The organism is Blautia sp. DFI.3.45, from assembly GCF_020593505.1.
GTDB lineage: Bacteria > Bacillota > Clostridia > Lachnospirales > Lachnospiraceae > Blautia_A > Blautia_A wexlerae.
In genome coordinates this window covers 25,703-48,878 of sequence record NZ_JAJDMI010000023.1, presented here as the reverse complement: position 1 = coordinate 48,878, position 23,176 = coordinate 25,703, and the positions used below count along the sequence as shown (strand labels likewise).

The following is a 23,176-nucleotide window of genomic DNA, read 5'->3' as shown; positions in this document are numbered from 1 at the left end:
CGGAGGGGAAGGATGCAGAAGGCAAAGAGTTACCGGAACTTAATATGGGGTTGTTGTATGACTGGTATAGCGATGTTTTTTGCATTCTTTTTCCTGTATCATACTTATATCCAGGATATTATCTATGAAGAACGATTAAACCAGATGGAAGAGATTACCCGTCAGATGTTTCAAAATCTGGAGGATGTGATCGATTCCCACTGGGATCGGGTAACGGAAGAATGTAATTATCTGAGAGATGCAAACATACAGACTACAGATGAACTCTGCAGACATATGAAAAAGAAATATGAATTATCAGCATATGCAGATCATAAGATCACGTTGATGGCCGTGGATTCAGAAGGCGGATATTATACAGAATCCGGAAAAAGGGGACTTTTCCGGGATCTGGATTATTTTGAAGAAAGTCCTGAAAAGACCAGTTTTGTTTTTGATTCCATGACAGACAATCAGTCAAAGATGGTATTTCTGAATCGTCTGCCGGAGCCCATATATCTTCAAAACGGAGAAAAGAAAACTTCAATTCTTTATTTTGGAATTGCCCAGGACATGGAACAGTTGAATCCATATTTTAACTGCGAAGCTTATAACGGAAACAACAGTGTGTATGTACTGGATGATAATGGATCTAAACTGTTCAACAGCAATCAGGTGGAACTGATCAAGGGCCATAATGTATTTTCTGTTTTACAGAATATGAAGTATCTTCACAATTCTTCCTTTGAGAAAACAAAGGCGGAACTGGAAGAAAAAGGCTGCAGTTATTCTAATGCAGTTCTGGATGGAACAGAATATTTTTACGGATTAAAAAGAATGGAAAATGCCGAATGGACACTTATCTTTCTGGTTCCGGCAGAATATGTTGCTACGAATACATTAAAACTTGTCAATTTTGTTATGGTATTTATTGTTATCTTTACGGTTATCGTAGCTGTCTGTGTTATGCTGGGGATTTCCTTTGTCATGTACAGAAACCAGCAGGAAGCGATTCGCGTGGAGCGGGAAAATAATGCCAAACTGGAAACAGTGAATACAAAGCTGCGGCAGGCAAAACAGGCGGCGGAGGATGCTTTTCAGGTGGCACAGGAGGCGAACAGATCAAAGAGCAGTTTTCTTGCCAATATGTCTCACGATATACGTACTCCTATGAATGCGATCATTGGTATTACGTCCTTAATCAGACATGATGCCGGTGATAAAGGCAAGGTAATAGAGTATGCGGATAAAATTGATACTTCCTCACAGCATCTGTTAGGAATCATTAATGAGGTTCTGGATATGAGTAAGATTGAAGCAGGAAAAACTGTCTTCAAGTATTCTGATTTTTCTATTCCGGATTTTATACAGGAGATTGACACTATATTTCGTTCTCAGATATCTGAAAAGAAGCAGACTCTTACAATTACAAAAGAAAACATCAGGCATGAGTGGGTGAACGGGGATCAGGTTCATCTGATGCAGATTTTTAGTAATCTGCTGTCTAATGCAATAAAATATACACAGGAAGGTGGAGAAATTCAGCTTCTGGCAGAGGAATGTGAATCAAATTCATCTGTTTATGCAAAGTATCGCTTTTTAGTCTGCGATAATGGTATGGGAATGTCGGCAGATTTCAAGAACACGATTTTTGATGCCTTTACCCGTGCAGAAAATTCCCTGACAAATAAGATACAGGGAACCGGTCTTGGAATGGCAATCACCAAAAATCTGGTTGATTTGATGGGCGGAACCATTGATGTAGAAAGTGAACCGGGACAGGGCAGCTGTTTTGAGGTTTTTATGGATCTGAAAATCGCAGAAGAAAGATCTGTTTCTCCGGATTCACAGGCAGAAACAGAAGAGCAGGATGGCAATATCCTGAAAGGAATGAGATTTCTGTGTGCAGAGGACAATGAGCTGAATGCGGAGATTCTGACGGAACTGTTAAAGATTGAGGGCGCGGAGTGTACGATTTGTGAAAATGGTCAAAGGGTTCTGGAGACATTTGAACAGTCTGTTCCTGGTGACTATGATATGATCCTGATGGATATACAGATGCCTGTCATGAACGGCTATGAGGCAACGAAGGCAATCCGCAGAAGCTCCCATGAGCTGGCAAAGACAATTCCGATTATTGCCATGACTGCCAATGCATTCTCAGAGGATATTCAGCATTCTCTGACAGCTGGTATGAATGCCCATATTTCAAAACCGGTTGATATGAAGACGCTGGAAAAGACAATAAGAAGCATAAAATCCGGCGGCGGGGGGGGGTACCGAAACGCAGGTCATTGCTCAGTAACCATTAAATAATAAACCCGTACTCTAAAGAATAATAAGAAAGCAAATATCCCAATCGTTGCCATGACCGCAAATGTATTTGAGGAAGATAAAGAGAAGTCATTTAAAGCCGGTATGAATGCACATATTACGAAACCAATTGGTACAATTATAGAATCAAATCAGACGATGGAGGAATGTCTATGTCGCTGATACAGGATATGAAAAAACATAAGAATCTGACGGAACGGGAACAGGATATCCGGAAGTATATTCTGGAACATCCGGAAAAGATTGAAGAGATGTCATCCAGAGAACTTGGTCATGCCACATTTGCCAGTGCGGCGTCGGTGACAAGATTCTGTCAGAAATTAGGAACGAAGGGATTCCCGGAATTCAAACTGCAGCTGGTCAGGGAATTACAATATGAAACGATTGAGGAAGAAGAAGTCATAACGATGTCTGAACGTGAGAACGTTGTAACGATGGTGAGAAAGGCAACACAGGTTCAGAGGCAGGCAATTGAAGAAACAAAGAAGGAATTGTCGTATAGTCATTTGGTAAAGATCGGCCGTATGATCGCAGATGCATCGTGCGTGGACTTTTACGTATATGATATGAATGTGTATCTGGCAGATTATGGATGTTCACTTTTCTTCCATGCAGGAAAAGTGGCGAATGTCCATTCCGCGACGAATATTCAGGGACTGCATGCAGCAATGCCGGCAGATGGGCATGTAGCGATTCTGATCAGTCATACGGGGAAAAATGAACGACTGGCAGAGATTGCCGGAATGCTGCGAAAGGGCGGTACGAAAGTTATCGTAATCTCTGCAGTGCGTGACGGGATTGTATCAAAACAGGCGGATGAGTTCCTGTATGCAGCAGGTTCTGAGAAAGTAGAAGAGTTCTGGAGTTCAATGTTCTTTGCTTCGGGAAAATATCTGCTGGATATCTTATATGGCATGGAATTCAGCAGGAAATACGATGAGAATCTTGCATTGAATAATAAATATGAGAAGTCGGGCAAAAAGTTGTTATGGTAAATGTTCTGGATCAATGTCGGGAAGTGATACCGGAAATGTAAATTTTGATATAGGCAGATTTCGCAAAGACATGTTGTGCAATATATACAAAAACAACATGTCTTTTTTTACGCCTGAAACATTGTTTCGAGAAAGATAAAAAACAAAAAGAAAAATATGAAACGATTTAACAGAATAAAGCAAAAGAATTGTAAGAAAACGATAAATTATTTATAGTGTACTTGTCAGATAGAAAGAGAGATACATGCATGTAAAAACTCTTAAACAAACATACAGAGGTATACAGATTCCGGAGGATACAGGGATCAGAAAAAGGAAAAGGAGAGTTTCATATGGCAAAGGTAAGAGATTATCATAAGCTTGCCCTGGATATCATCGATGTCGTGGGCGGACAGAAGAATATTGTAAATGCCACAAGATGTGCGACAAGACTCCGTCTGGTATTAAAAGAGACGCCGGAAGGAGCAAAAGAAAAAGTATCTGCACTGGCAGGAGTTATCACGGTTGTGGAAAATAACGGACAGTTCCAGGTTGTAATCGGAACTCATGTTGGAGAAGTCTATGATTCGGTTGCAGAAGCCCTGCATCTGGATGCATCTGCACAGGAAATCGAACAGCCTAAGCAGAACATTGTTAACCGTATTATCGCAACGATGTCTGCAGTATTTGCACCATTCGTATACATTCTTGCAGCAGCAGGTCTGTTGCAGGGAGCCTTGATCCTGATCACGATGGCGGCACCTTCATTTGCAGAGACAGGAACTTATGAAGTGCTGAACTTCATGTCATGGACGCCATTTACATTTTTACCAATCTTCATTGCGATCACTGCATCAAAGCATTTTAAATGTAATACATACATTGCAATCTTATGCTGCTGTGCACTGGTTAACCAGTCATGGGCAGATATCGCAGCAAGAATCGCAGATGGTGATGTGGTAAGATTCTTAGGTGTGAAGTTATCAGAGACAACTTATACATCTACCGTACTTCCACCACTGCTTCTGGTATGGGTACTTTCTTATCTGGAGCATTTTATCGAAAAGAAACTTCCGGATGCAGCCAAGCCGCTTTTGACACCACTGATCTGTTTTGTGGTCATGGTTCCGGCAACGATCATGGTAATCGGACCTGCATCTGCGATTACAGCAAATGCAATTGCGAATGGTTACAATGCATTAGTAGCTTTTGCACCGGCACTGGCAGGAGCGATCATCGGTGGATTATGGCAGGTAGTCGTTATCTTTGGCGTGCACTGGGGAATTACACCGGTCGTACTTGCCAACTTCGATATGAATGGCTGTGATACATTCCAGGCATTCCAGACAATCGCTGTTGTGGCACAGGTAGCTGCAGCATTCGGAGTATTTATCAAATCCAGAAATAAAGAATTTAAAGGTGTGGCACTTTCGGCCGGAGTAACAGGAATCTTCGGTATTACAGAGCCTACCATCTATGGAGTAACATTAAGACTTAAGAAACCATTTATCTGCGGATGTGCAGGCGGTGCAGTCGGAGCAGTTGTAATGAGTTTCTTCCATTCTGCATACTACGCATATGCCGGACTTCCGGGACTTCTGACAATCGTAAATGCAATCAGCAAAGATGCACCGATGTCCTTTATCGGGGAGGCACTGGCATGCGTGATTGCTTTTGTGATCACGATCGTGGCAATTCAGATTGTCGGATTTGACGATCCGGTTGATGAAGCAGAAGAAAGTGAAGAAGAAACAAAAAAAATTACAGGGACAGAGATGCTTTCCGGTGAAAAACAGGAGCAGAAGGAACAGACAGCAGAGATCAAAAAGATTGAGAGCCCACTTGCAGGAACAGTCATTCCGTTAAGCGAAGTACACGATGAGGTATTTGCAAGTGAGATGATGGGAAAAGGATGTGCGGTCATTCCGGAAGAAGGAAAGGTTTATGCGCCGTTCGATGGTAAAGTTGTCGGATTATTAGACAGTCATCATGCAGTTGGAATGGAAAGTACAGACGGAGTAGAAATTCTGATTCATGTAGGTATGGATACTGTAAAACTGAATGGAAGATGCTTTACCATCCATGTAGAAGAAGGTGAGCAGGTGAAAAAAGGACAGCTTCTTCTGGAATTTGATATTCCGGGAATCAAAGAAGCCGGATATGAAGTGACTACACCGATTGTTGTTACAAACAGTGACGAATTCAATGATGTAGAGATGAAGGCAGAAGGACAGGTAACTGTCGGAGTGGAGCTTCTTGAATTATCTTAAAAAATATAGAAAAAAGAGTGCGGAAATCTTTGAAAAGATTTCCGCATGAAGTGCAGGAGGAAGACTTATGGCATTACCAGATACATTTTTATGGGGCGGCGCGGTAGCTGCCAACCAGTTAGAAGGCGGATGGAACGAAGGTGGAAAAGGCCCAAGTGTCATTGATGTTATGACTGGCGGAAGCGCAACAAAGATGCGTGAGATTACAGACGGAGTAGTAGAAGGAAAGTATTATCCGAACCATGTGGCAGTGGATTTCTATCATGAATACAAAGGAGACATTGCTCTGATGGCTGAGATGGGATTCAAGTGTTTCAGAACAAGTATTGCATGGACACGTATTTTCCCAAATGGTGATGAGGCAGAGCCGAATGAAGAAGGTCTTAAATTTTACGATGATATGTTTGATGAATTGTTAAAATACGGTATCGAGCCGGTTATCACATTAAGCCACTTTGAGATGCCGTATCATCTGGCTAAGGAATACGGCGGATGGATCAACCGTAAGGTGATAGATTTCTTTGTACGTTATGCAGTAACCGTTATGGAACGTTATAAAGATAAGGTAAAATACTGGATGACATTTAACGAGATCAATAACCAGAGTAATACATCGGCAGACATCTTTGGATGGACAAATTCAGGAGTGCGTTTCTCGGAATATGATAATAAGAAGAAAGCCCTGTATCAGGCAGCACATCATGAACTGGTGGCAAGTGCACTGGTGGTGAAGAAAGGCCATGAGATCAATCCGGACTTCCAGATCGGATGTATGTGTTCATTCGTACCGTTTTATCCTTATTCCTGCAACCCGGATGATATTATGGTTGCAACAGAGTGTATGCATGAGAGATATTATTTCTCAGATGTACATATCCGCGGCCATTATTCGGCATTCGCAAAGAAGGAATGGGAAAGAGAAGGTACAAAACCAGTGATGGAGTCTGGGGATGAAGAGATTCTGGCAGAAGGAAAATGTGATTACCTTGGATTCAGTTATTATATGACCAATGCAGTGAAAGCAGATGTTCAGAAAGATACTGCAGAATCCCTGGACGGAAGTTCTCCAAATTCAATTGCCAATCCATATGTAAAGGCAAGTGACTGGGGCTGGCAGATTGACCCGGTGGGACTGCGTTATGCACTGGTTACTTTATATGAACGTTATGAAGTGCCTTTATTTATAGTAGAAAATGGATTCGGAGCAATTGATATTCTGAAGGAAGATCATACCTGTGATGACGATTACCGTATCGAATATCTGAAAGAACATATTACTGAGATGAAGAAAGCGGTAGAGATTGATGGCGTAGATTTGATGGGATATACTCCATGGGGATGTATCGATCTGGTATCATTTACAACAGGTGAATTAAAGAAACGTTATGGTTTTATCTATGTTGATAAGAATGATGATGGAACCGGAAGTGGTAAGAGATATAAGAAGAAATCCTTTGGCTGGTATCAGAATGTGATCCGGACGAACGGAGAAGAGCTTTAATCAGTTATAATATAAAAAGAAGATGAGGACTGTTATTTACATATGCAGATGTAAAATAACGGTCCTTTATTGAAAACTAATAATAACTTAAAAACTTGATTTTAACAAATACTAAGTTAAAATGAAATAAATTAAGTTAAAAGGAGAATGAGAAATATGCTCACAAGCGTATTCGGGATTTCTATAAAATATGAAGCATGGAATCAACAGGATTCTTTGCCTGTTTATATTGCAGGGAGTTATGATTTTTGCACAGCATATACAGTATCTGGTACGTTGTAGCTGTAATAGCTGTGGGTATGTTGGCAGTGTCTTTGACCAAAGGAATATTGCATTATAAAGTCAAACAGGTAGTGTAAGTATCCGCAGTCATAGTTATTATTTGTAGAAGAAAAGTCGATAATCAGCTACATGGTGTCCAAACGTAAGATATCCCGTAACAGTAAGGTTTCTGGAGGTTTTTCTGTTGAGAAAATGAAAATGAAAAATCGCATATAGAAATAGAATTCCCAAAAGAATTATGATAAAATAAAATCAGTATTGATGATTCACAGAGTAAAAAGCATAATGACATAAAATTGTTGGTGTTTATGAGCAAGTAGCGAAGCGGATGATTTTATCCGCCTGACTTATGAGGTGACAGTATGGGGATATATCTGAACAGTATTTCATCCTATTCTTTATACAAAAGCGAATATACCAGACCTTATTTTGTAGATAAATCCAGTCTGTTGAAGGAATTGATTCCACTGGCAGAGCAGGGAAATGCACATATATGTATTACCCGCCCCAGGCGATTTGGAAAAACTGTCATGGCAAACATGATTGGAGCATTTTTCAGTAAAGGTGTTGAAAGCAGTGATGTTTTTGACAGGCTTCAGATTTCAGCAGATAAAGATTACAGAAAACATTTGAATCAGCATAATGTAATTTATATTGATTTCAGCAAAATGCCGGGAAATTGTAAATCCTATATGGAATACATTACACGTATTGAGGAACGTTTAAAAAGGGATCTTCTGAAAGTATATTCTGAAATAGAAATATATCCGGAAGACTCTCTGTGGGATATTTTAGAGAGCATTTTCATCGAATATAATGGACAGAAGTTTATTTTCATTTTTGATGAATGGGACTGTATTTTTCATAAAAATTTTGTTACCGAGGAAGACAGACAGAATTACATTTCTTTTCTGAGCAATCTGTTAAAAGATCATGCCTATGTTTCTTTATCCTACATGACTGGAATTTTACCGATTGCCAAGTATTCCAGCGGTTCTGAATTAAATATGTTCATTGAATATACAATGGCTTCAGAAGAGAAATTCAGTGAGGATTTTGGATTTACTGAATCAGAGACAGATATGCTTTACAGAAGGTATCTGGAGATATGCAGAAATGAAGAGAAAACACCTTATGTGACCAGAGAGGGACTGGAAACATGGTATGACGGATACTATGCTAAAAATGGAGAGAGAATGTACAATCCAAGATCAGTAGTGGCTTCTCTGACAAACAATAATCTTGACAGCTACTGGACAAGTTCAGGACCTTATGATGAAATTTTCTACTATGTAAAAAATAATGTAGCAGAAGTAAGAAATGATCTTGCAGTTATGATATCAGGTGAAGGAGTTCCGGCTAAGATAAAGGAATACGCAGCTACGTCTATGAATCTGACAACCAGAGAGGAAATTCTGTCAGCAATGGTAGTGTATGGTTTCCTGAGCTATTATCAGGGAAAAGTTTATATTCCGAATAAGGAACTGATGGATAAATTTGATGAAATGCTCCAGAAAGAAGCCTCTTTGGGATATGTGTACAGACTGGCAAAAGAGTCCGAACGCATGCTTAAGGCAACACTTGAAAAAGATACTTCTACTATGGAAGAAATACTGGAATATGCTCATAATACGGAGACGCCGATACTTTCTTATAATAATGAAGTGGAGTTATCTTCTATTGTAAATCTGGTGTATCTTTGTGCGAGAGACAGATACCAGGTGGAGAGAGAGGACAAGGCAGGACTTGGATTTGTGGACTTTATTTTTTATCCTGAAAATCCGGCAGATACAGGCATTATTCTGGAATTAAAGGTAGACCATACTGCAGATGAAGCTGTTCAGCAGATTATAGATAAAAAATATAGTTTACGCTTTTCGGGAAAAGCAGGAGAAAAGGCAAAATACACAGGAGAAATCCTTGCAGTAGGAATTGGATATAACAAGAAGACAAAGAAACATCAGTGCAGGGTGATTACTTTACGGAAGGGCACGTTATATTAATTCTTGTATAAGGTGGAAAATAGAGGATATAAGCGGCTGTATAGAAATTTTATACAGCTGTTTGTTATGTTAGCGGAGAATCCTGCAAGCAGGATTCTTTCTTGTGTATAAGTTTGGTGAACTTTTTTTCATCATTTATGGTTATATAAATTTTCCTGTAACGTTTCTTCTGTCTGTGACTTAGTTATATAGAAAGACATCAGATAAAATAATGATACAGCAGACAGGAGGATCATCATGAAACGATATTTAGGAATATTCATTCTGACAGTTATGGTTGGTTTATCAGGTTGTGCATCTGATACAGACAGTGATACTCAGGTGAGCAGCCGTGCATATTCAATGCAGATACAACAAAATCAGAACCGTGTTCAGACATTCAATGGAAGAAGACAGATCAGGTCGTCAGATGGATCTATGTGGACACCGCCGGCAGGGTCATATCAGGATAAAGATGGTTATATTCTGGATAAGGATGGTACCACGATCGGCCAGACAGGGCCATTAAAAATCCCGAAAGATGCAGTAGGATAATAAAAATACAAGGAGCAGGAATGGAGAAATCAGAAATCGAAACAATCTACCGTAAGTATTTCCATGATGTCTTTCTCTATATCCGGGCACTTTCCGAAAATGAAAGTCTGGCAGAGGAGATCACCCAGGAAACATTCCTGAAGGCAATGAATAATATTGAGAAATTTGATGGCCGGAAGGATATCCGCGCATGGCTATTTGTAATTGCGAAGAATACATATTTCCGCTATTGCAGACGAAATAAAATCTATGTGGGTGAAGAATTTTCAGAAATAATGCAGGATTCCATGCAGGATACATCCCCGGCAGTACTGGATCAGATCGTGCAGGATGAGACAGTTCGGAATCTCAAACGCTATGCAGAACTGATACCGGAACCCTACAGGGAAGTATTTCACCTGCGGATATATGGTGAGCTCTCCTTTGAGCAGATCGGAAAATGCTATCAGAAAAGTGCAGGATGGGCAAGAGTGACTTACCATCGTGCACGCCAGATGATAAGAGCACAGATAGGTCAGGAGGAAAAGTAACATGGAAAAAATAAACTGCAACGTGATCCAGGATATTCTGCCATTATACATTGATGATGTGGTAAGTGATGACACAAAAGAACTTGTAGAAGAACATCTGCAAAACTGCGAAATCTGCCAGCGGGTATATCATGAGACAAAGGCAGACCTTGAAAATGATATGAAAATCTCTGCACAGACAAAAGAAAACAGCAATGAAGCAAATGACTTGAAAAGCTTCAGGAAATTTTTAAAGAAAAGAAAGATAAAAACAATCCTGCTTTCCATAGCAGCAACCGTAATTTGCTTTGTGGCAGTGTTCACGTTCATGAATAAACATGTCACATATATCAGCTACAAAGATGCAGGGATAACTATTATTGAGGATAATAAAGATGAAGTAACATATAGAACAAATATAAAAGGAAATTATCGCTGGAGAACATCCTTAGACAGGGAAACAGGCGTAATGACTATCCATTTTGAACAGAGTTTGTGGGAAAAATATGTAAGCTGTATTTTTTATCCATATGATCATATTCATGATATTTTGAAGAAAGATGAGATAAAAGAAGTATATGTAGATAAGGATGGAACTACAACAACAATCTGGGAAGCTCCGGAGGAAGAACAGAAGGCTTATTTATCTGAAGAACATATAGAGCCGTTAGGATAAAATATTAGAGTATTTTTCAAACACGATCTAAAATATGAAAGCGAATTTTATAGCAGTCCTATAGGTTATAAGGATTTACAAAGGGGTTGTCATGGAAGGCAGCCTCTTTTTGTAATTGCTGATGGACATTCTCTTCCCATATGTTACAATAGAACAAGAATATGGAAAGAAAGACAGGAAAATTAACTATGAAAAAACAACTAAATTATGCAGATATCATAAAGGAAGTGCTGATCCTGACAGGTGCGGTAGCGATCATTGCGGCAGCAGTTTATTTCTTTCTGTTGCCGAGCCATACCTCTGTAAGCAGTATCTCCGGTCTTGGTATCGTGTTATCAAACTTTGTACCTTTACCATTGTCTGCAATCACCATGATTTTGAATGTGGTACTTCTGATCATTGGCTTCATCACCTGCGGACGCGAATTTGGCGTAAAAACAGTTTACACCAGCATTGTTTTGCCCTTATTTCTCGGATTATTCGAGAAAGTATTTCCGGATTTTGGCTCTATGACCAACAGTCAGGAACTGGATGTGCTGTGCTATATTTTGGTAGTCAGCGTAGGACTGAGCATTCTTTTTAACAGAAATGCATCCTCCGGCGGACTGGATATTGTGGCAAAGATCATGAACAAATATCTCCACATGGAACTGGGAAAAGCAATGTCTCTTTCCGGTATGTGTGTGGCTCTTTCCGCAGCGCTTGTATATGATAAGAAAACAGTGGTGCTGAGTATTCTGGGAACATACTTTAATGGAATGGTTCTGGATCACTTTATTTTTGACCATAATATTAAACGTCGTGTCTGTGTCATCACTCAGAAAGAGGAAGAACTGCGTAAATTCATTATCGAAGATCTGCACAGCGGAGCGACAATCTATGAAGCAACAGGTGCCTATAATATGAAGAAACGCAATGAGATCATCACGATCGTAGACAAAACAGAATATCAGAAGCTGATGGCTTATATCAATCACGAAGATCCAAAGGCCTTTGTGACGGTTTACAATGTATCGGATATGCGCTATCAGCCAAAACTGTAAGAAATATTATGGCAGGAAAGCTGTGGGTATGCTAAAATAGCAGAGTGATTATATAACCATAAAGAGATTATGGTAGAAAGAGGATGAAAGATGAAAAAAGGAAAAGGAATTGCCCTGCTTCCCATTGGTGTATTTCTTGTATTATACCTTGGACTGGGCATTTTGTTTGAGTATGTGATGGAAATCCCCATGGGATTTTATAATGTGCCGATCGTAGTAGCATTTCTTGCTGCAATCCTGGTTGCCTGTCTGCAGAACAGAGCACTGGATTTTGATAAGAAACTGGAAATCATGGCACAGGGAGTTGGGGACAAAAATATCATCACCATGCTTCTGATCTTCCTTGCAGCCGGATCTTTTGTAGGAGTTGTGGGAAGAAGCAGTGCTGAGAGTGTTGCATATTGTATGCTGAGTCTGATACCTGCCAGATTTTCAGTGTCTGTGCTGTTTATAGTTGCCTGTTTTGTGTCTGTGGCTATGGGAACCTCTGTGGGAACCATTACCCTTCTGACACCGATTGCAGCAGCAGTTTCCACAGCATCAGGATTTGATCTGGCATTTTGTGTGGCTTCTGTTATGGGTGGAGCCATGTTTGGAGACAATCTTTCTTTTATTTCAGATACGACGATTGCTGCATGTAATGGTCAGGGATGTGAGATGAAAGACAAATTCAGGGAGAACTTCTGGATCGCTCTTCCGGCAGCCGTTGCCACACTGATCTTAATCCTGATCCTGTCATTTCAGACAGAAATCCAGGGCCGTGTGATTCAGCCCTATCATCTGACTCAGGTAATACCGTATGTGCTGGTATTGATCGGAGGAATTGTTGGGATCAATGTGTTTGTGGTATTGCTGACAGGAATCGTATCCGGAGCATTTATTATGCTGATCGGAGGACATACCACACTTGTAGAGATCCTGAAAAATATGGGATCCGGTGTATCCGGAATGTTTGAGACTTGTATGGTGGCGATTCTGGTAGCTGCCATGTGTGCGCTGATACGTGAGTATGGTGGATTCGATGCGCTTCTTGGCTGGATCCATAAAATTTTCCGCGGAAAGAAAGGCGGACAGCTTGGAATGGGACTTCTGGTAGGAACTATGGATATTGCCACTGCCAATAATACAGTGGCGATCGTAATGGCAAACCCTATCGCAAAGGAAATGGCAGAAGAGTATGGGATTACACCAAGAAAGACAGCTTCCATACTGGATACTTTTTCCTGTGTTTTCCAGGGAGTGATTCCATATGGTGCACAGATGCTGGTTGCAATCTCAGCAGTGAACGAACTGGGTGGTGAGATTTCTGCATTTCAGATTATGCCGAAATTGTTTTATCCCATGTTATTGCTGCTCAGCTCTCTGATCACAATTATGAGAGGTTCAGACCGTACAGGAGCTTAAAAGATTCCCCCTGCCGGAAGCTATATTTTTTTCAATTTCTTTCAAAAAATACTTGACCTTCCTCCTTGTGGAAGCAGTATAAAGGAAGCACAGACAGGGCAGTAGAGCAGCGGATCAGCTATATCTGCTGTCAGGAAAGCAAGAGGTAGCAGTATGAAGATCAAACAGGTGGAAGAGCTGGTAGGCATCACCAGAAAGAATATCCGTTTTTATGAAGAGCAGGGTCTCCTGAATGTGGAGCGTGCAGAGAACGGATACCGGGAATATCATACGGCAGATATTGCCAGACTTCAGGAAATCAAATTATTCCGGAAGATGGATATTTCCATAGAAGAGATGAGAGCTCTTTTTGAAAAAAGGAAAAGCCTGCAGGTCTGTCTGGAACAGCACCTGGGAGAACTGGAACGCCGCAGGGAAGGCCTTGTGAAAATGCAGGAAATGTGCCAGCGCCTGATCGCAGAGCATCAGTCTCTGGATACCTTGAATGCCGAGAACTGTCTGGAAGAAATCGAGCAGATGGAGAAAGAGGGTGCAAGGTTTATGGATATAAAGAAAACAGATATCCGTAAGAAAAGAAGGACAGGAGCGATCATTGGAGCAGTAGTTATGATCTTGCTTATGGGATTTACCATAGGGCTTATGCTGTGGGCAAATACACAAGATCCCATACCGACCGGACTGCTGATATTTCTGATCGCCATACCGGTTGTGATCATCGGAGGAATTCTGGCAGCACTTGCAGGACGCATGAAAGAGATTGAAGGAGGAGAAGAGGATGAAGCTTCTAAGTATTGAATATATTCCGGGTGTAGAGTTTGAGGCACTGGGAATTGTAAAGGGAACAGTTGTACAGACAAAAAATGTAGGAAAAGATTTCATGGCAGGGATGAAGACTCTGGTAGGCGGAGAGATCACAGGCTATACGGAAATGCTCAATGAGGCAAGACAGATTGCCACCAAGCGTATGGTGGATGAAGCCAAAGAGATGAATGCGGATGCTGTGATCGGTGTAAAATACGGCTCCTCTCAGGTAATGTCAGGGGCAGCAGAAGTGATCGCATATGGAACTGCTGTGAAATATAAATAAATGACAGGATGCCGGCGGCATGAGAGATTTGCCGCCGACATCCCTGAAATATGATCTTACACACTGTCTGAAAAGTGATATCACCACAGATGAAAGGTAACAATATGAGCGATAATAAGAATGTAAATCAGGATAAAGGTCTTCAGGGAAATGAAAAAATAGAGCAGGCGATCGCTGCTCTGCAGCAGGAAGCCACTCAGGAAATGCTGGCACATACACTGACTGTAATCCGTAGACGAATGAGAGAAAACGGCCAGTTTATCCTTTCAGTAGAACCGCCCACAGGAGACAGCCAGCTCCGGATCGGCACAGTGAAAACCGGAGATGAAAAAGTCTGGTGGGCGGCATTTACAAGCTTTGAGGAAGAACTGAAAGGTGGCGGAAGCGTACAATCCACTTTTCTGACAGACATAGATCAGCTTTTTCATTCAGCATTACAGGTAAATGAAATTGAGGGAATTATTCTTAACCCATGGAATCGCACAATCATGCTGGATAAGAACCTGATTAATATCATATTGGGAAATGTGTGAAGTTATGTAAAGAACTCTCATGTTCAGTTAAATAAAAGTCCTCATTGTTTATCCTTTTTACAATTTCTGCAAAGTTATGCGATAGTTAAAAATGGATAAATACTGAGGACTTTTCTGCTTATCGGGAGTTTCCCATTTTGTTCAATTCAGGCAATATTGTAACCAACATGGTAATAAAACACAGAGAACCACCAATCACATTGGATACCGGTTCTGCCATAAACACGCCATCTGTGCCCATGTGTAATCCATAGGGCAGGAAATAAGTCAGCGGAACCACAATAAATACTTTACGAAGCAGGGAGAAAAAAATCGCCTGCTTTTTTTTATTCAATGATTTAAATACAGTCTGACCAATATACTGCAGATCCATAAAAATAAAGGCTGCAAAGTAAAGTTTCAGTGCAGGAACTGCATCCTTTAATAGCAGTTTGTCTGAACTGAAGATCCCGATCAGAAATTCAGGGGCAATGAGAATGACGCTCCACATGATACCTGTATAGATCAGAACCATAATGATCAGAACAACCCCTGCTTTCTTTACCCTGTCAGGACGTCTGGCTCCGTAATTGTAGCTGAGAACAGGAGAGGTTCCCTCATTGATCGCATGGATAGGCGTCTCCACCATCTGGCGAACACTGGATATAATAGTCATGACAGAGATATAAATATCACCGCCTGTCACGGAAAGAACATTATTGCAGCAGATACTTACCAGGCTGTTAGTCAGCTGCATGATAAATCCGGCAGACCCCAGACTGATGATATCCCTGGCATGTCTGGTGCACTCAGAAATCTCATTTATATGAATCCATCTTACCTTCAATTCTGATTTTCCATGAAGAAAATAAAATACAAGCAAGGCAGAGAGAATCTGAGAGATGACAGTAGCAATCGCTGCACCCTTAATCCCCATATCCAGAACAAAAATAAAAATCGGATCAAGAATAATATTTGCCACTGCACCGACTGTTACTGACAGCATACCGATAATGGCATATCCCTGTGCATTGATAAAAGGATTCATTCCTGTTGCTATCATGGAAGGGAGAGTACCCAGAAGGTAAATCATCAGATAGGGATACGCATAAACCAGAGCATCATCTGAAGCACCAAACAGAGTCAGTAAGGGGCGGGCAAAAAGAAATCCGATCAGCATTAGCACAGCAGCACTTCCACATAACATGGTGAAAGCAGTATTCATGATCATGTCAGCAGTCCTGGAATCTCCTTTTCCGCGGTTGATAGAGAAAATTGGTGCACCTCCGGAACCAAAGAGATTACTGAAAGCAGTAATGATCATGATGATCGGAAAGCATAAGCCCACAGCGCCAAGTGCAGTTGTTCCTATATCATGGATCCTGGCGATATAGATACGGTCCACAATGTTGTATAAAAGATTCAATATTTGCGCTACCAGCATGGGAAGCGCAGCGCTTAATATATTGTTGGTCACAGTTCCGTTTTCAAAATCAATTCGTTTCATTATAAATCTTCCTAAGTTTAAAACTTTTATCGTGCATATAAGTATATCATAAAGTAAACAGAAATTCACTCTGATATAGTGGTGTTGGAACAAAATAGTTACTGTTCACTCCGTTCACAGTAACGTAGCCAAAATTCATTCCAGATTGCCTGCGGCAATGGAATTTTGGCTTGTATGTCTCGGGATTTTGGCATATTCATGCCAAAACACCTCGCGGGACAGTGGCATGTGAACAGTAACACAAAATATTCTCTGAAATTGTCATAAGTCATGATACAGAGAATAAAAAAGCATTTTTTATCCATACTATTTTCATGTAACAAAATACAGTATTTCTTAAAAAAGGAGACAACAGACTATGATTTTAAAAGAAAAGGAACGTTCAGTAATCGAAGATCTTCAGACACAAGAGAAAAGCTGTGTGGAAAAGTATGGAAAATACGCAGAACAGGCCAGAGACCCGGAGCTTAAAAATCTTTTCCGGAATATCCAGCAGGAAGAACAGAAGCATTATGAGTCTTTGTCAATGATTCTTTCCGGAAGTGTGCCTGAATGTAACTGTAATGACAGATCAGGCAGAGACTATCAGCCAAAAGCAGTCTATACAGCCATGAGTTCACCGGAAGATAAACAACACGATGCGTTTCTTGCAACAGACTGTATAGGTACAGAGAAGCTGGTGTCAGGAACATACAATGATGATGTATTCGCCTTTGGCGATAGTGGTGTACGCAAGCTGCTGGCAGATATCCAGATAGAAGAACAGAACCATGCGGAGATGCTGTATAAGTATAAGACAGTGAATGGAATGTTATAACAGCGAAAAGGATGTCGGATTTGCTCTCGGCATCCTTTTTATATGGGATCATACAGGATAAAATAGTATAAAAAAATGTCAAAATATTTTATTGAAACTCCTCGTGATTTTGCTATGATATAGTAAGATTATGTCGGCAGAAGGTCAGTACTATAGATATATAGTGAATCGGAGACAAAATTCAGAAAGGGGATTTTTACATATGTACACAGGAAACTATGAATGTCTGGAATTATTTGTAAAACCAGAAGCCGGGAAAAAAGGCAGTGTGAGCCTGAAGAAGGTAAAAGAAAACAAAACAGAAATAAAAGAACTGCAACATATCTATGGGAACTGGATTAAGTTTCCGACAGATAAAGATACAGAATACGAGATTACTGCACAGGACTGCACCATTACCTTTGCTTATTTAAGCGAATGTGAAAATATCCTGAAGAATGGAATCTGCGTACTGAATACTACAGATAATTTTAAAGCAATGAATAAAGAAGAATTTTTTAAATTCATTGGCACTCCGTACAGAGAGCAGTATCATTTTTCACCGGTTGTGAACTGGAATAATGATCCTAATGGACTTTGCTGGTTTAAGGGTTATTATCATCTTTTTTATCAGCTGAATCCTTTTGGACAGGAGTGGAATAATATGTACTGGGGACATGCAGCAAGCAAGGATCTGATGCACTGGACACATCTTCCGGTTGCGTTAGAGCCTCAGGAAGAAATCCTGGATAATCTTGCAATCAAAGGTGGTGCTTTCTCCGGAAGCGCACTTCCGATGGGAGACAAGGTATACTTCTATCTCACAAGACATATCGGACCTCAGGATGACGGATGGGACACTGTTCAGTATCAGACAATGACAAAGAGTAGCGATATGATTCATTTTGAGCCGGAAAAAGAGATTATCAGGGAGAAACCGGAAGGTACTAACTATGATTTTCGCGATCCGAAAGCAATTAAGATCGGTGAGAAATATTATATTGTATTAGGTGCATGCGTAGATGAAAAAGGAACATTTCTTCTGTATGAATCTGAGGATGCAGAGAACTGGAAGTACAGATGTCCTTTGATCACAGAGGAAACAAAGATCAGAACCATTGAGTGTCCGGACTTTTTCCCATTGGATGATAAATATGTAGCTATGGGCGCATGGATGAGCCATTATGATGAATACGGAAGATTCCAGCAGTGCAGATATTATGTGGGAGACTGGAACGGTGATGCAATGGATGTTCATACACAGCAGTGGGTAGACTTTGGAAGCAACTGCTATGCAGCACAGAGTTTTCAGCATGAAGACCGCAGGATCCTGATTGGTTGGATCAGTGATTTCTATGGAGAGCATATTGCTACAGAGCCGGGAGCTTATGGAAGCATGACTCTGCCAAGAGAACTTCATGTGAAGAATGAACATGTATATACAAAACCTGTAGAGGAAGTTTATACTCTTCTGGGGGATACAGTATATGAAGGCACAGGCCGTGAGATCAAAGTCGGCTCCATTGCAGATAACAGATATTATGCATCTGTATCATTTGAAGAAACAGGAGATTTCAACATTCTTCTTGGTCAGGATGGGGATAAATCCATCAGTCTGACTGCAGAAGGGGGAAAAGTATTCTTTAAAATGGCTGGTGTGAAGAGCGATAAGGTACAGTTTGTTTCTTCTGTGGAGAAATGTAGAAATGCAGAAATTTTTGTAGACGGAAGAACAATTGAGGTATATTTAAATGATGGAGAAGATGTTGGAACCAGATTATTCTACAATAGTAACAGACAGGGGATATTCTGCCTGAACAGTGAAAAAGATGCGCAGGTGAAAATTTGTGAAATGAAATCCATCTGGAAATAAATCAGAGATTTCAGAAATCGGAATCTTAGATTTTTTCGAATATCTGTTTGACTTATGGAAACGTTATAAAAAATGAGGGATAAATAGAAATGACCACATCTATGATAAAGGGCAATCCGCTGAAACTGATGTTACAGTTCGCGTTTCCTTTATTATTAGGAAACTTGCTGCAACAGACTTATAATATTATTGATGCTGCGATCGTAGGCCAGATTCTTGGCGCAAAAGCACTGGCAAGTGTAGGAGCCAGCAGCAGTATTCAGTTTCTGGTACTGGGATTCTGCATGGGAAGCTGTACAGGCTTTGGTGTTCCTGTAGCTAAATATTTCGGTGCAGAGAAAATAGAAAAAATGCGGGATTATATCTTTAATGGAACTGTATTATGTGCAGGAATCGCAGTGATCCTGACAGCATTATGCAGTGTTTTATGTCCTCAGATTCTGCATATTTTATCTGTACCAGAGGACATTTATGACAATGCATATAGTTATCTGTTAATCATTTTCCTGGGGATTCCCTTTACGATTTTATATAACTATCTGTCCAGTATTTTGAGGTCAGTGGGAGACAGCAGGACACCGTTTATATTTCTGGCGTTATCTGCTGTTCTGAACATTTTTCTGGATTTATTCTGTATCGTAGTGCTGAAACTTGGATGTGCCGGAGCTGCCATTGCAACCATTTCCGCACAGGCGATCAGTGGAATCTTGTGCCTTATTTTTATTATCCGCAAAATGAAACTTCTGTGGCTCAAGAAAGAAAACAGGACAATAAAAGGGGATGCAGTAAAGGAACTTCTGGCAATGGGAATGCCTACGGGACTTCAGTTCTCCATCACAGCTATCGGAAGTATGGTTATGCAGTCTGCGAACAACGGGCTTGGAAGTACATATGTATCAGCTTTTACTGCAGCAATGAAGATCAAGCAGTTTACCATGTGTCCATTTGATGCTATCGCAACCTCTGCTTCTGTATTCTGCAGCCAGAATCTTGGAGCAGGACAGTCTGACAGGATTAAGAAAGGATTGCGCTGTGGTATTACAGTGGGAGTAGGATATGGTATTGCGGCAGGAATTTTACTGATTTTTGCAGGGCGTACACTTTCTATGCTGTTTGTTGGAAAGAGTGCGGTGGCAGTTCTGGATGCCTCTGCCAAATACCTCAGATGTATGGGATTTTTCTACTGGAGTCTTGGTATTCTCAATGTCGCCCGTATGGTAACTCAAGGACTTGGATATTCAGGCAGAGCCGTTTTCTCCGGCGTAACAGAAATGATCGCCAGAACAGTTGTCTGTCTTGGATTTGTAGGAACTTTTGGCTTCACAGCCATCTGCTTCGCAGACCAGACGGCCTGGATCACAGCAACCTGCTATATTTTTCCGACATGCCTGTGGTGCATCCGAAAGTCTACAAAAATGCTTGCATCTATAGCAGTCCGAGTAAATAATGCATCATAATCCAGCCCATCAGAGTGTGAAATTCTGCGTCATATATCTTTGCCGTGCGTTAGAGCGTGTCTGCAGATATCTTCCTTGTCTTTCGCACTCTGCTGAACTGTCTTAAATGCATTATTTATTAGGACTGTTATAATAAAAGTATGACAAAATAAGAAAACAGCTATGCAAGAGCAGCAGATAAAAATATCTGTACTCTTCATAGCTGTTTTTATGTATGGTTTATATATGGTAAAGCTATTGACTATATGGATATCAGGTTAAAAGAGCTTCTGCTCAGATGCTTTTTTATCCGTAAATGGTCCTGCGACAGTTTTGACATCTCTGTGATTTCCAAAGAAATCTTGATTAAAGATAATCGGGCTTCCGTCAGGATTTTCGTATTTCTGCTCCGGTTCGAATGCCATACCAAGTGTTTCAGTTGAGATAATACCGTCGGTTTCTTCTTTGATGATATCATACAGGTTGGTCTTCAGATACCAGCCATCTTCTTTCTTTTCAACAGAGATATCTACAGTATGTTCTGCATCTGTGACTGCATTTATTTCTTTTTCCCATGCACGTGCTCCATTGAAATAGAGATTGCCGGATGCCCATACAGGAAGATGATCATAATAGCAGTTGCCTGTTGTCTCAGAACCCATTCCGCAGTAACCTTCGAACTGTCTGTTCCATTCATCAAAGGTTGGATATCCGTTAAATTTGAAAGTTCCTGTGATCACATTGCAGTCATCCCACATATTTCCATTGTTACCCATAAGATCAGCCAGATCCTGCATACAAGGACGGATTGGTTTCTGAACGAAGATGTTGTTGTAGAATCTGTCATCTCCATGAAGGATGGTCATAAATCCTGCAACCTGAGTTCCGTGTTTGGTGTGATATGGAGTATATCTGGGAGATGGAATATCAGGTGCACCGTTGTCTGTACCGATACCAACAGAAACGAAGCCGCCGCAGATCAGGTTATGTACAAGGGCAACACCCTGGGTTGCAATTTTCAGTGCACGGTCAGACAGCAGGATATTGTGGTCGATTAATGTCGGACCATGGGAAACCTCAACGAAGATATCTTCTCCTACGCTTGTGACAGCGTCATCCCCTGCCTCGAAGTCATTAGGAAGAGCATTGTCATGGAAGAGATTTCCTGTAACGCGGGTTCCCTGTGCCTGCCAGTCAAGCCACAGACCACGGGTGCAGTTGTGGATATGGTTGCGGCGGAAAATAACATCGATAGCAGCATGCATTTTGATACCGCCAATCTCTGCTCCTGCCAGATTCTGCTTGTTATTAATGTGGTGGATATGGTTGTCTTCAATAACAGAGAATACGCCTCCAAGATGTCCTACAATACCTGTCTGACCGCAGTCATGGATTTCACATCTGCGCACAATATGGGAACCGATGTGTTCTTTATCCCATCCTTCATAGGAAGCCTGGCAGATGCAGTCGCGTTCTGTCTGAGTTCCGTCTTTGTATTTCCACTTTAACCATTTGTTATCATTTTCAGGCTGCAGATATTTACCAAGAGAAATACCGCTGCATTTGGATTCATAGATTTCACAGTCTTCGATGATCCATCCTTTGGACCAGTGAGGACCGACCATTCCCTCCTGATAAGCGGTAGGGGGAGCCCACTGAGTAGCAGCCTGACTGATGCGGAAACCGGAGAGAGTGATATATCCGATTCCTTCACTTTCCGGATAGAAGCAGTTTCTTCTTACACTGATCTCAACATTTTCTTTATTGGGATCTTTCTCATGGAAGTTTGCATAAATAATTGTCTGATTATTGGCTTCATCCTGTTCTGCATACCATGTATATACAGAGAAATCAGGATCCCATGAGATAGTACTTTTTTGTGGATTTTTAACTTTATCCAGAGTGGTTACTTCATACATGGATTTTTCATTCAGATATACATCTCCTGTATGAGCAATAAATGTAGCGATAAACCAATCTCCGGATACCAGGGTAGTAAATGGGTTATAATCACCGAAGATTCCGTTCGGAATGACTGCTTTCCATACAGTGCCTTCTACATTTTCCCAGTCTTTGACAGCTTCACTTCCTGTAATGTGCGCCTGTCCTTTTATTGCAGAACGGTAGGTGATACGCTTGTCTGCCGTTCCAGCGTGAATCGGATTAACAGCTTCACGGTATAATCCCGGTGCAACGATGACTTCATCTCCCGGAAGTGCCTTTGCAGCGGCCTCCTGAATAGTTTTGAATGGATTTTCTTTTGTTCCGTTTCCGGTCTGGATCACGGATGCATCAACGTAAATAATCATTATAAAAACCTCCCGGCCTTCTGGCCTGAATCCTTCTGTTTGCGGGCGAAATGCCCATAAGATATGTAATCTAGTGTAGCATGTAGATATGCAGCGAAGCAATGGAATCCTGTGTTGTTTTGTATGAATTTTGTGATGATTCATTAC

18 protein-coding genes are annotated in these 23,176 nt (G+C 40.9%); 16 read left to right on the top strand and 2 right to left on the bottom strand.

Annotated elements, in window-relative coordinates; genetic code table 11:
• The first annotated feature begins 57 nt into the window (after nt 1-57).
• The 13 genes from LJE09_RS09820 (at nt 58) to LJE09_RS09760 (ending at nt 15,129) form a co-directional block, all read left to right on the top strand.
• Nucleotides 58-2,295 (top strand): ATP-binding protein, encoded by a 2,238-nt coding sequence (locus LJE09_RS09820; protein ID WP_227311268.1) that lies wholly within the window; start codon nt 58-60, stop codon nt 2,293-2,295.
• Between the two features lie 170 nt (nt 2,296-2,465).
• Nucleotides 2,466-3,308: a MurR/RpiR family transcriptional regulator gene (locus tag LJE09_RS09815; RefSeq protein ID WP_029677143.1), complete on the top strand. Its 843-nt coding sequence runs from the start codon at nt 2,466-2,468 to the stop codon at nt 3,306-3,308.
• Nucleotides 3,309-3,640: 332 nt separating this feature from the next.
• The gene (locus tag LJE09_RS09810) at nt 3,641-5,557 is read left to right on the top strand and encodes a beta-glucoside-specific PTS transporter subunit IIABC (RefSeq protein WP_025580245.1); all 1,917 of its coding nucleotides are present in this window, start codon (nt 3,641-3,643) and stop codon (nt 5,555-5,557) included.
• A 67-nt stretch (nt 5,558-5,624) separates the two neighbouring features.
• The gene (locus tag LJE09_RS09805; protein WP_025580246.1) at nt 5,625-7,058 is read left to right on the top strand and encodes a 6-phospho-beta-glucosidase; all 1,434 of its coding nucleotides are present in this window, start codon (nt 5,625-5,627) and stop codon (nt 7,056-7,058) included.
• A 644-nt stretch (nt 7,059-7,702) separates the two neighbouring features.
• A complete protein-coding gene (locus LJE09_RS09800; protein WP_227311266.1) occupies nt 7,703-9,343 on the top strand; it encodes an AAA family ATPase in 1,641 nt (546 codons plus the stop codon).
• 237 nt (nt 9,344-9,580) lie between these two features.
• Nucleotides 9,581-9,877, top strand: a complete 297-nt coding sequence (locus LJE09_RS09795) for a hypothetical protein (RefSeq protein ID WP_055058326.1) — start codon at nt 9,581-9,583, stop codon at nt 9,875-9,877.
• 20 nt (nt 9,878-9,897) lie between these two features.
• Nucleotides 9,898-10,407 carry an RNA polymerase sigma factor gene (locus LJE09_RS09790; protein WP_227311263.1) on the top strand — a complete coding sequence of 170 codons (510 nt, stop codon included), beginning with the start codon at nt 9,898-9,900 and terminating at the stop codon, nt 10,405-10,407.
• A 1-nt stretch (nt 10,408) separates the two neighbouring features.
• A complete protein-coding gene (locus LJE09_RS09785; RefSeq protein ID WP_196002289.1) occupies nt 10,409-11,062 on the top strand; it encodes a zf-HC2 domain-containing protein in 654 nt (217 codons plus the stop codon).
• 188 nt (nt 11,063-11,250) lie between these two features.
• Nucleotides 11,251-12,105 (top strand): YitT family protein, encoded by an 855-nt coding sequence (locus LJE09_RS09780; RefSeq protein ID WP_055153092.1) that lies wholly within the window; start codon nt 11,251-11,253, stop codon nt 12,103-12,105.
• A gap of 90 nt (nt 12,106-12,195) precedes the next feature.
• Entirely contained in the window at nt 12,196-13,509 is a 1,314-nt protein-coding gene (locus tag LJE09_RS09775; RefSeq protein WP_227311262.1) for a Na+/H+ antiporter NhaC family protein, read from the top strand.
• A 153-nt stretch (nt 13,510-13,662) separates the two neighbouring features.
• Entirely contained in the window at nt 13,663-14,304 is a 642-nt protein-coding gene (locus LJE09_RS09770) for a MerR family transcriptional regulator (protein ID WP_025580254.1), read from the top strand.
• A complete protein-coding gene (locus LJE09_RS09765) occupies nt 14,285-14,596 on the top strand; it encodes a YbjQ family protein (RefSeq protein WP_008705112.1) in 312 nt (103 codons plus the stop codon). Before LJE09_RS09770 ends, LJE09_RS09765 begins: the two co-directional genes overlap by 20 nt.
• Before the next feature lie 104 nt (nt 14,597-14,700).
• Nucleotides 14,701-15,129: an SseB family protein gene (locus LJE09_RS09760; protein WP_025580256.1), complete on the top strand. Its 429-nt coding sequence runs from the start codon at nt 14,701-14,703 to the stop codon at nt 15,127-15,129.
• A gap of 118 nt (nt 15,130-15,247) precedes the next feature.
• Here LJE09_RS09760 and LJE09_RS09755 read toward each other — a convergent pair whose 3' ends face one another.
• On the bottom strand, nt 15,248-16,615 hold the full coding sequence (locus tag LJE09_RS09755) for an MATE family efflux transporter (RefSeq protein WP_008705109.1): 1,368 nt from the start codon (nt 16,613-16,615) through the stop codon (nt 15,248-15,250).
• A 358-nt stretch (nt 16,616-16,973) separates the two neighbouring features.
• Between LJE09_RS09755 and LJE09_RS09750 the strand changes: the two genes are divergently transcribed.
• The 3 genes from LJE09_RS09750 to LJE09_RS09740 all read left to right on the top strand — a co-directional run bounded on the left by LJE09_RS09750 (nt 16,974) and on the right by LJE09_RS09740 (nt 20,741).
• Nucleotides 16,974-17,432 carry a ferritin-like domain-containing protein gene (locus LJE09_RS09750; protein WP_119243589.1) on the top strand — a complete coding sequence of 153 codons (459 nt, stop codon included), beginning with the start codon at nt 16,974-16,976 and terminating at the stop codon, nt 17,430-17,432.
• Between the two features lie 202 nt (nt 17,433-17,634).
• Nucleotides 17,635-19,284, top strand: coding sequence for a glycoside hydrolase family 32 protein (locus tag LJE09_RS09745; RefSeq protein ID WP_227311260.1), 1,650 nt, complete (start codon nt 17,635-17,637; stop codon nt 19,282-19,284).
• A gap of 89 nt (nt 19,285-19,373) precedes the next feature.
• Nucleotides 19,374-20,741, top strand: a complete 1,368-nt coding sequence (locus tag LJE09_RS09740) for an MATE family efflux transporter (RefSeq protein ID WP_227311258.1) — start codon at nt 19,374-19,376, stop codon at nt 20,739-20,741.
• Between the two features lie 257 nt (nt 20,742-20,998).
• Here LJE09_RS09740 and LJE09_RS09735 read toward each other — a convergent pair whose 3' ends face one another.
• Nucleotides 20,999-23,029 carry a right-handed parallel beta-helix repeat-containing protein gene (locus LJE09_RS09735; RefSeq protein ID WP_119241921.1) on the bottom strand — a complete coding sequence of 677 codons (2,031 nt, stop codon included), beginning with the start codon at nt 23,027-23,029 and terminating at the stop codon, nt 20,999-21,001.
• Nucleotides 23,030-23,176: the final 147 nt, after the last annotated feature.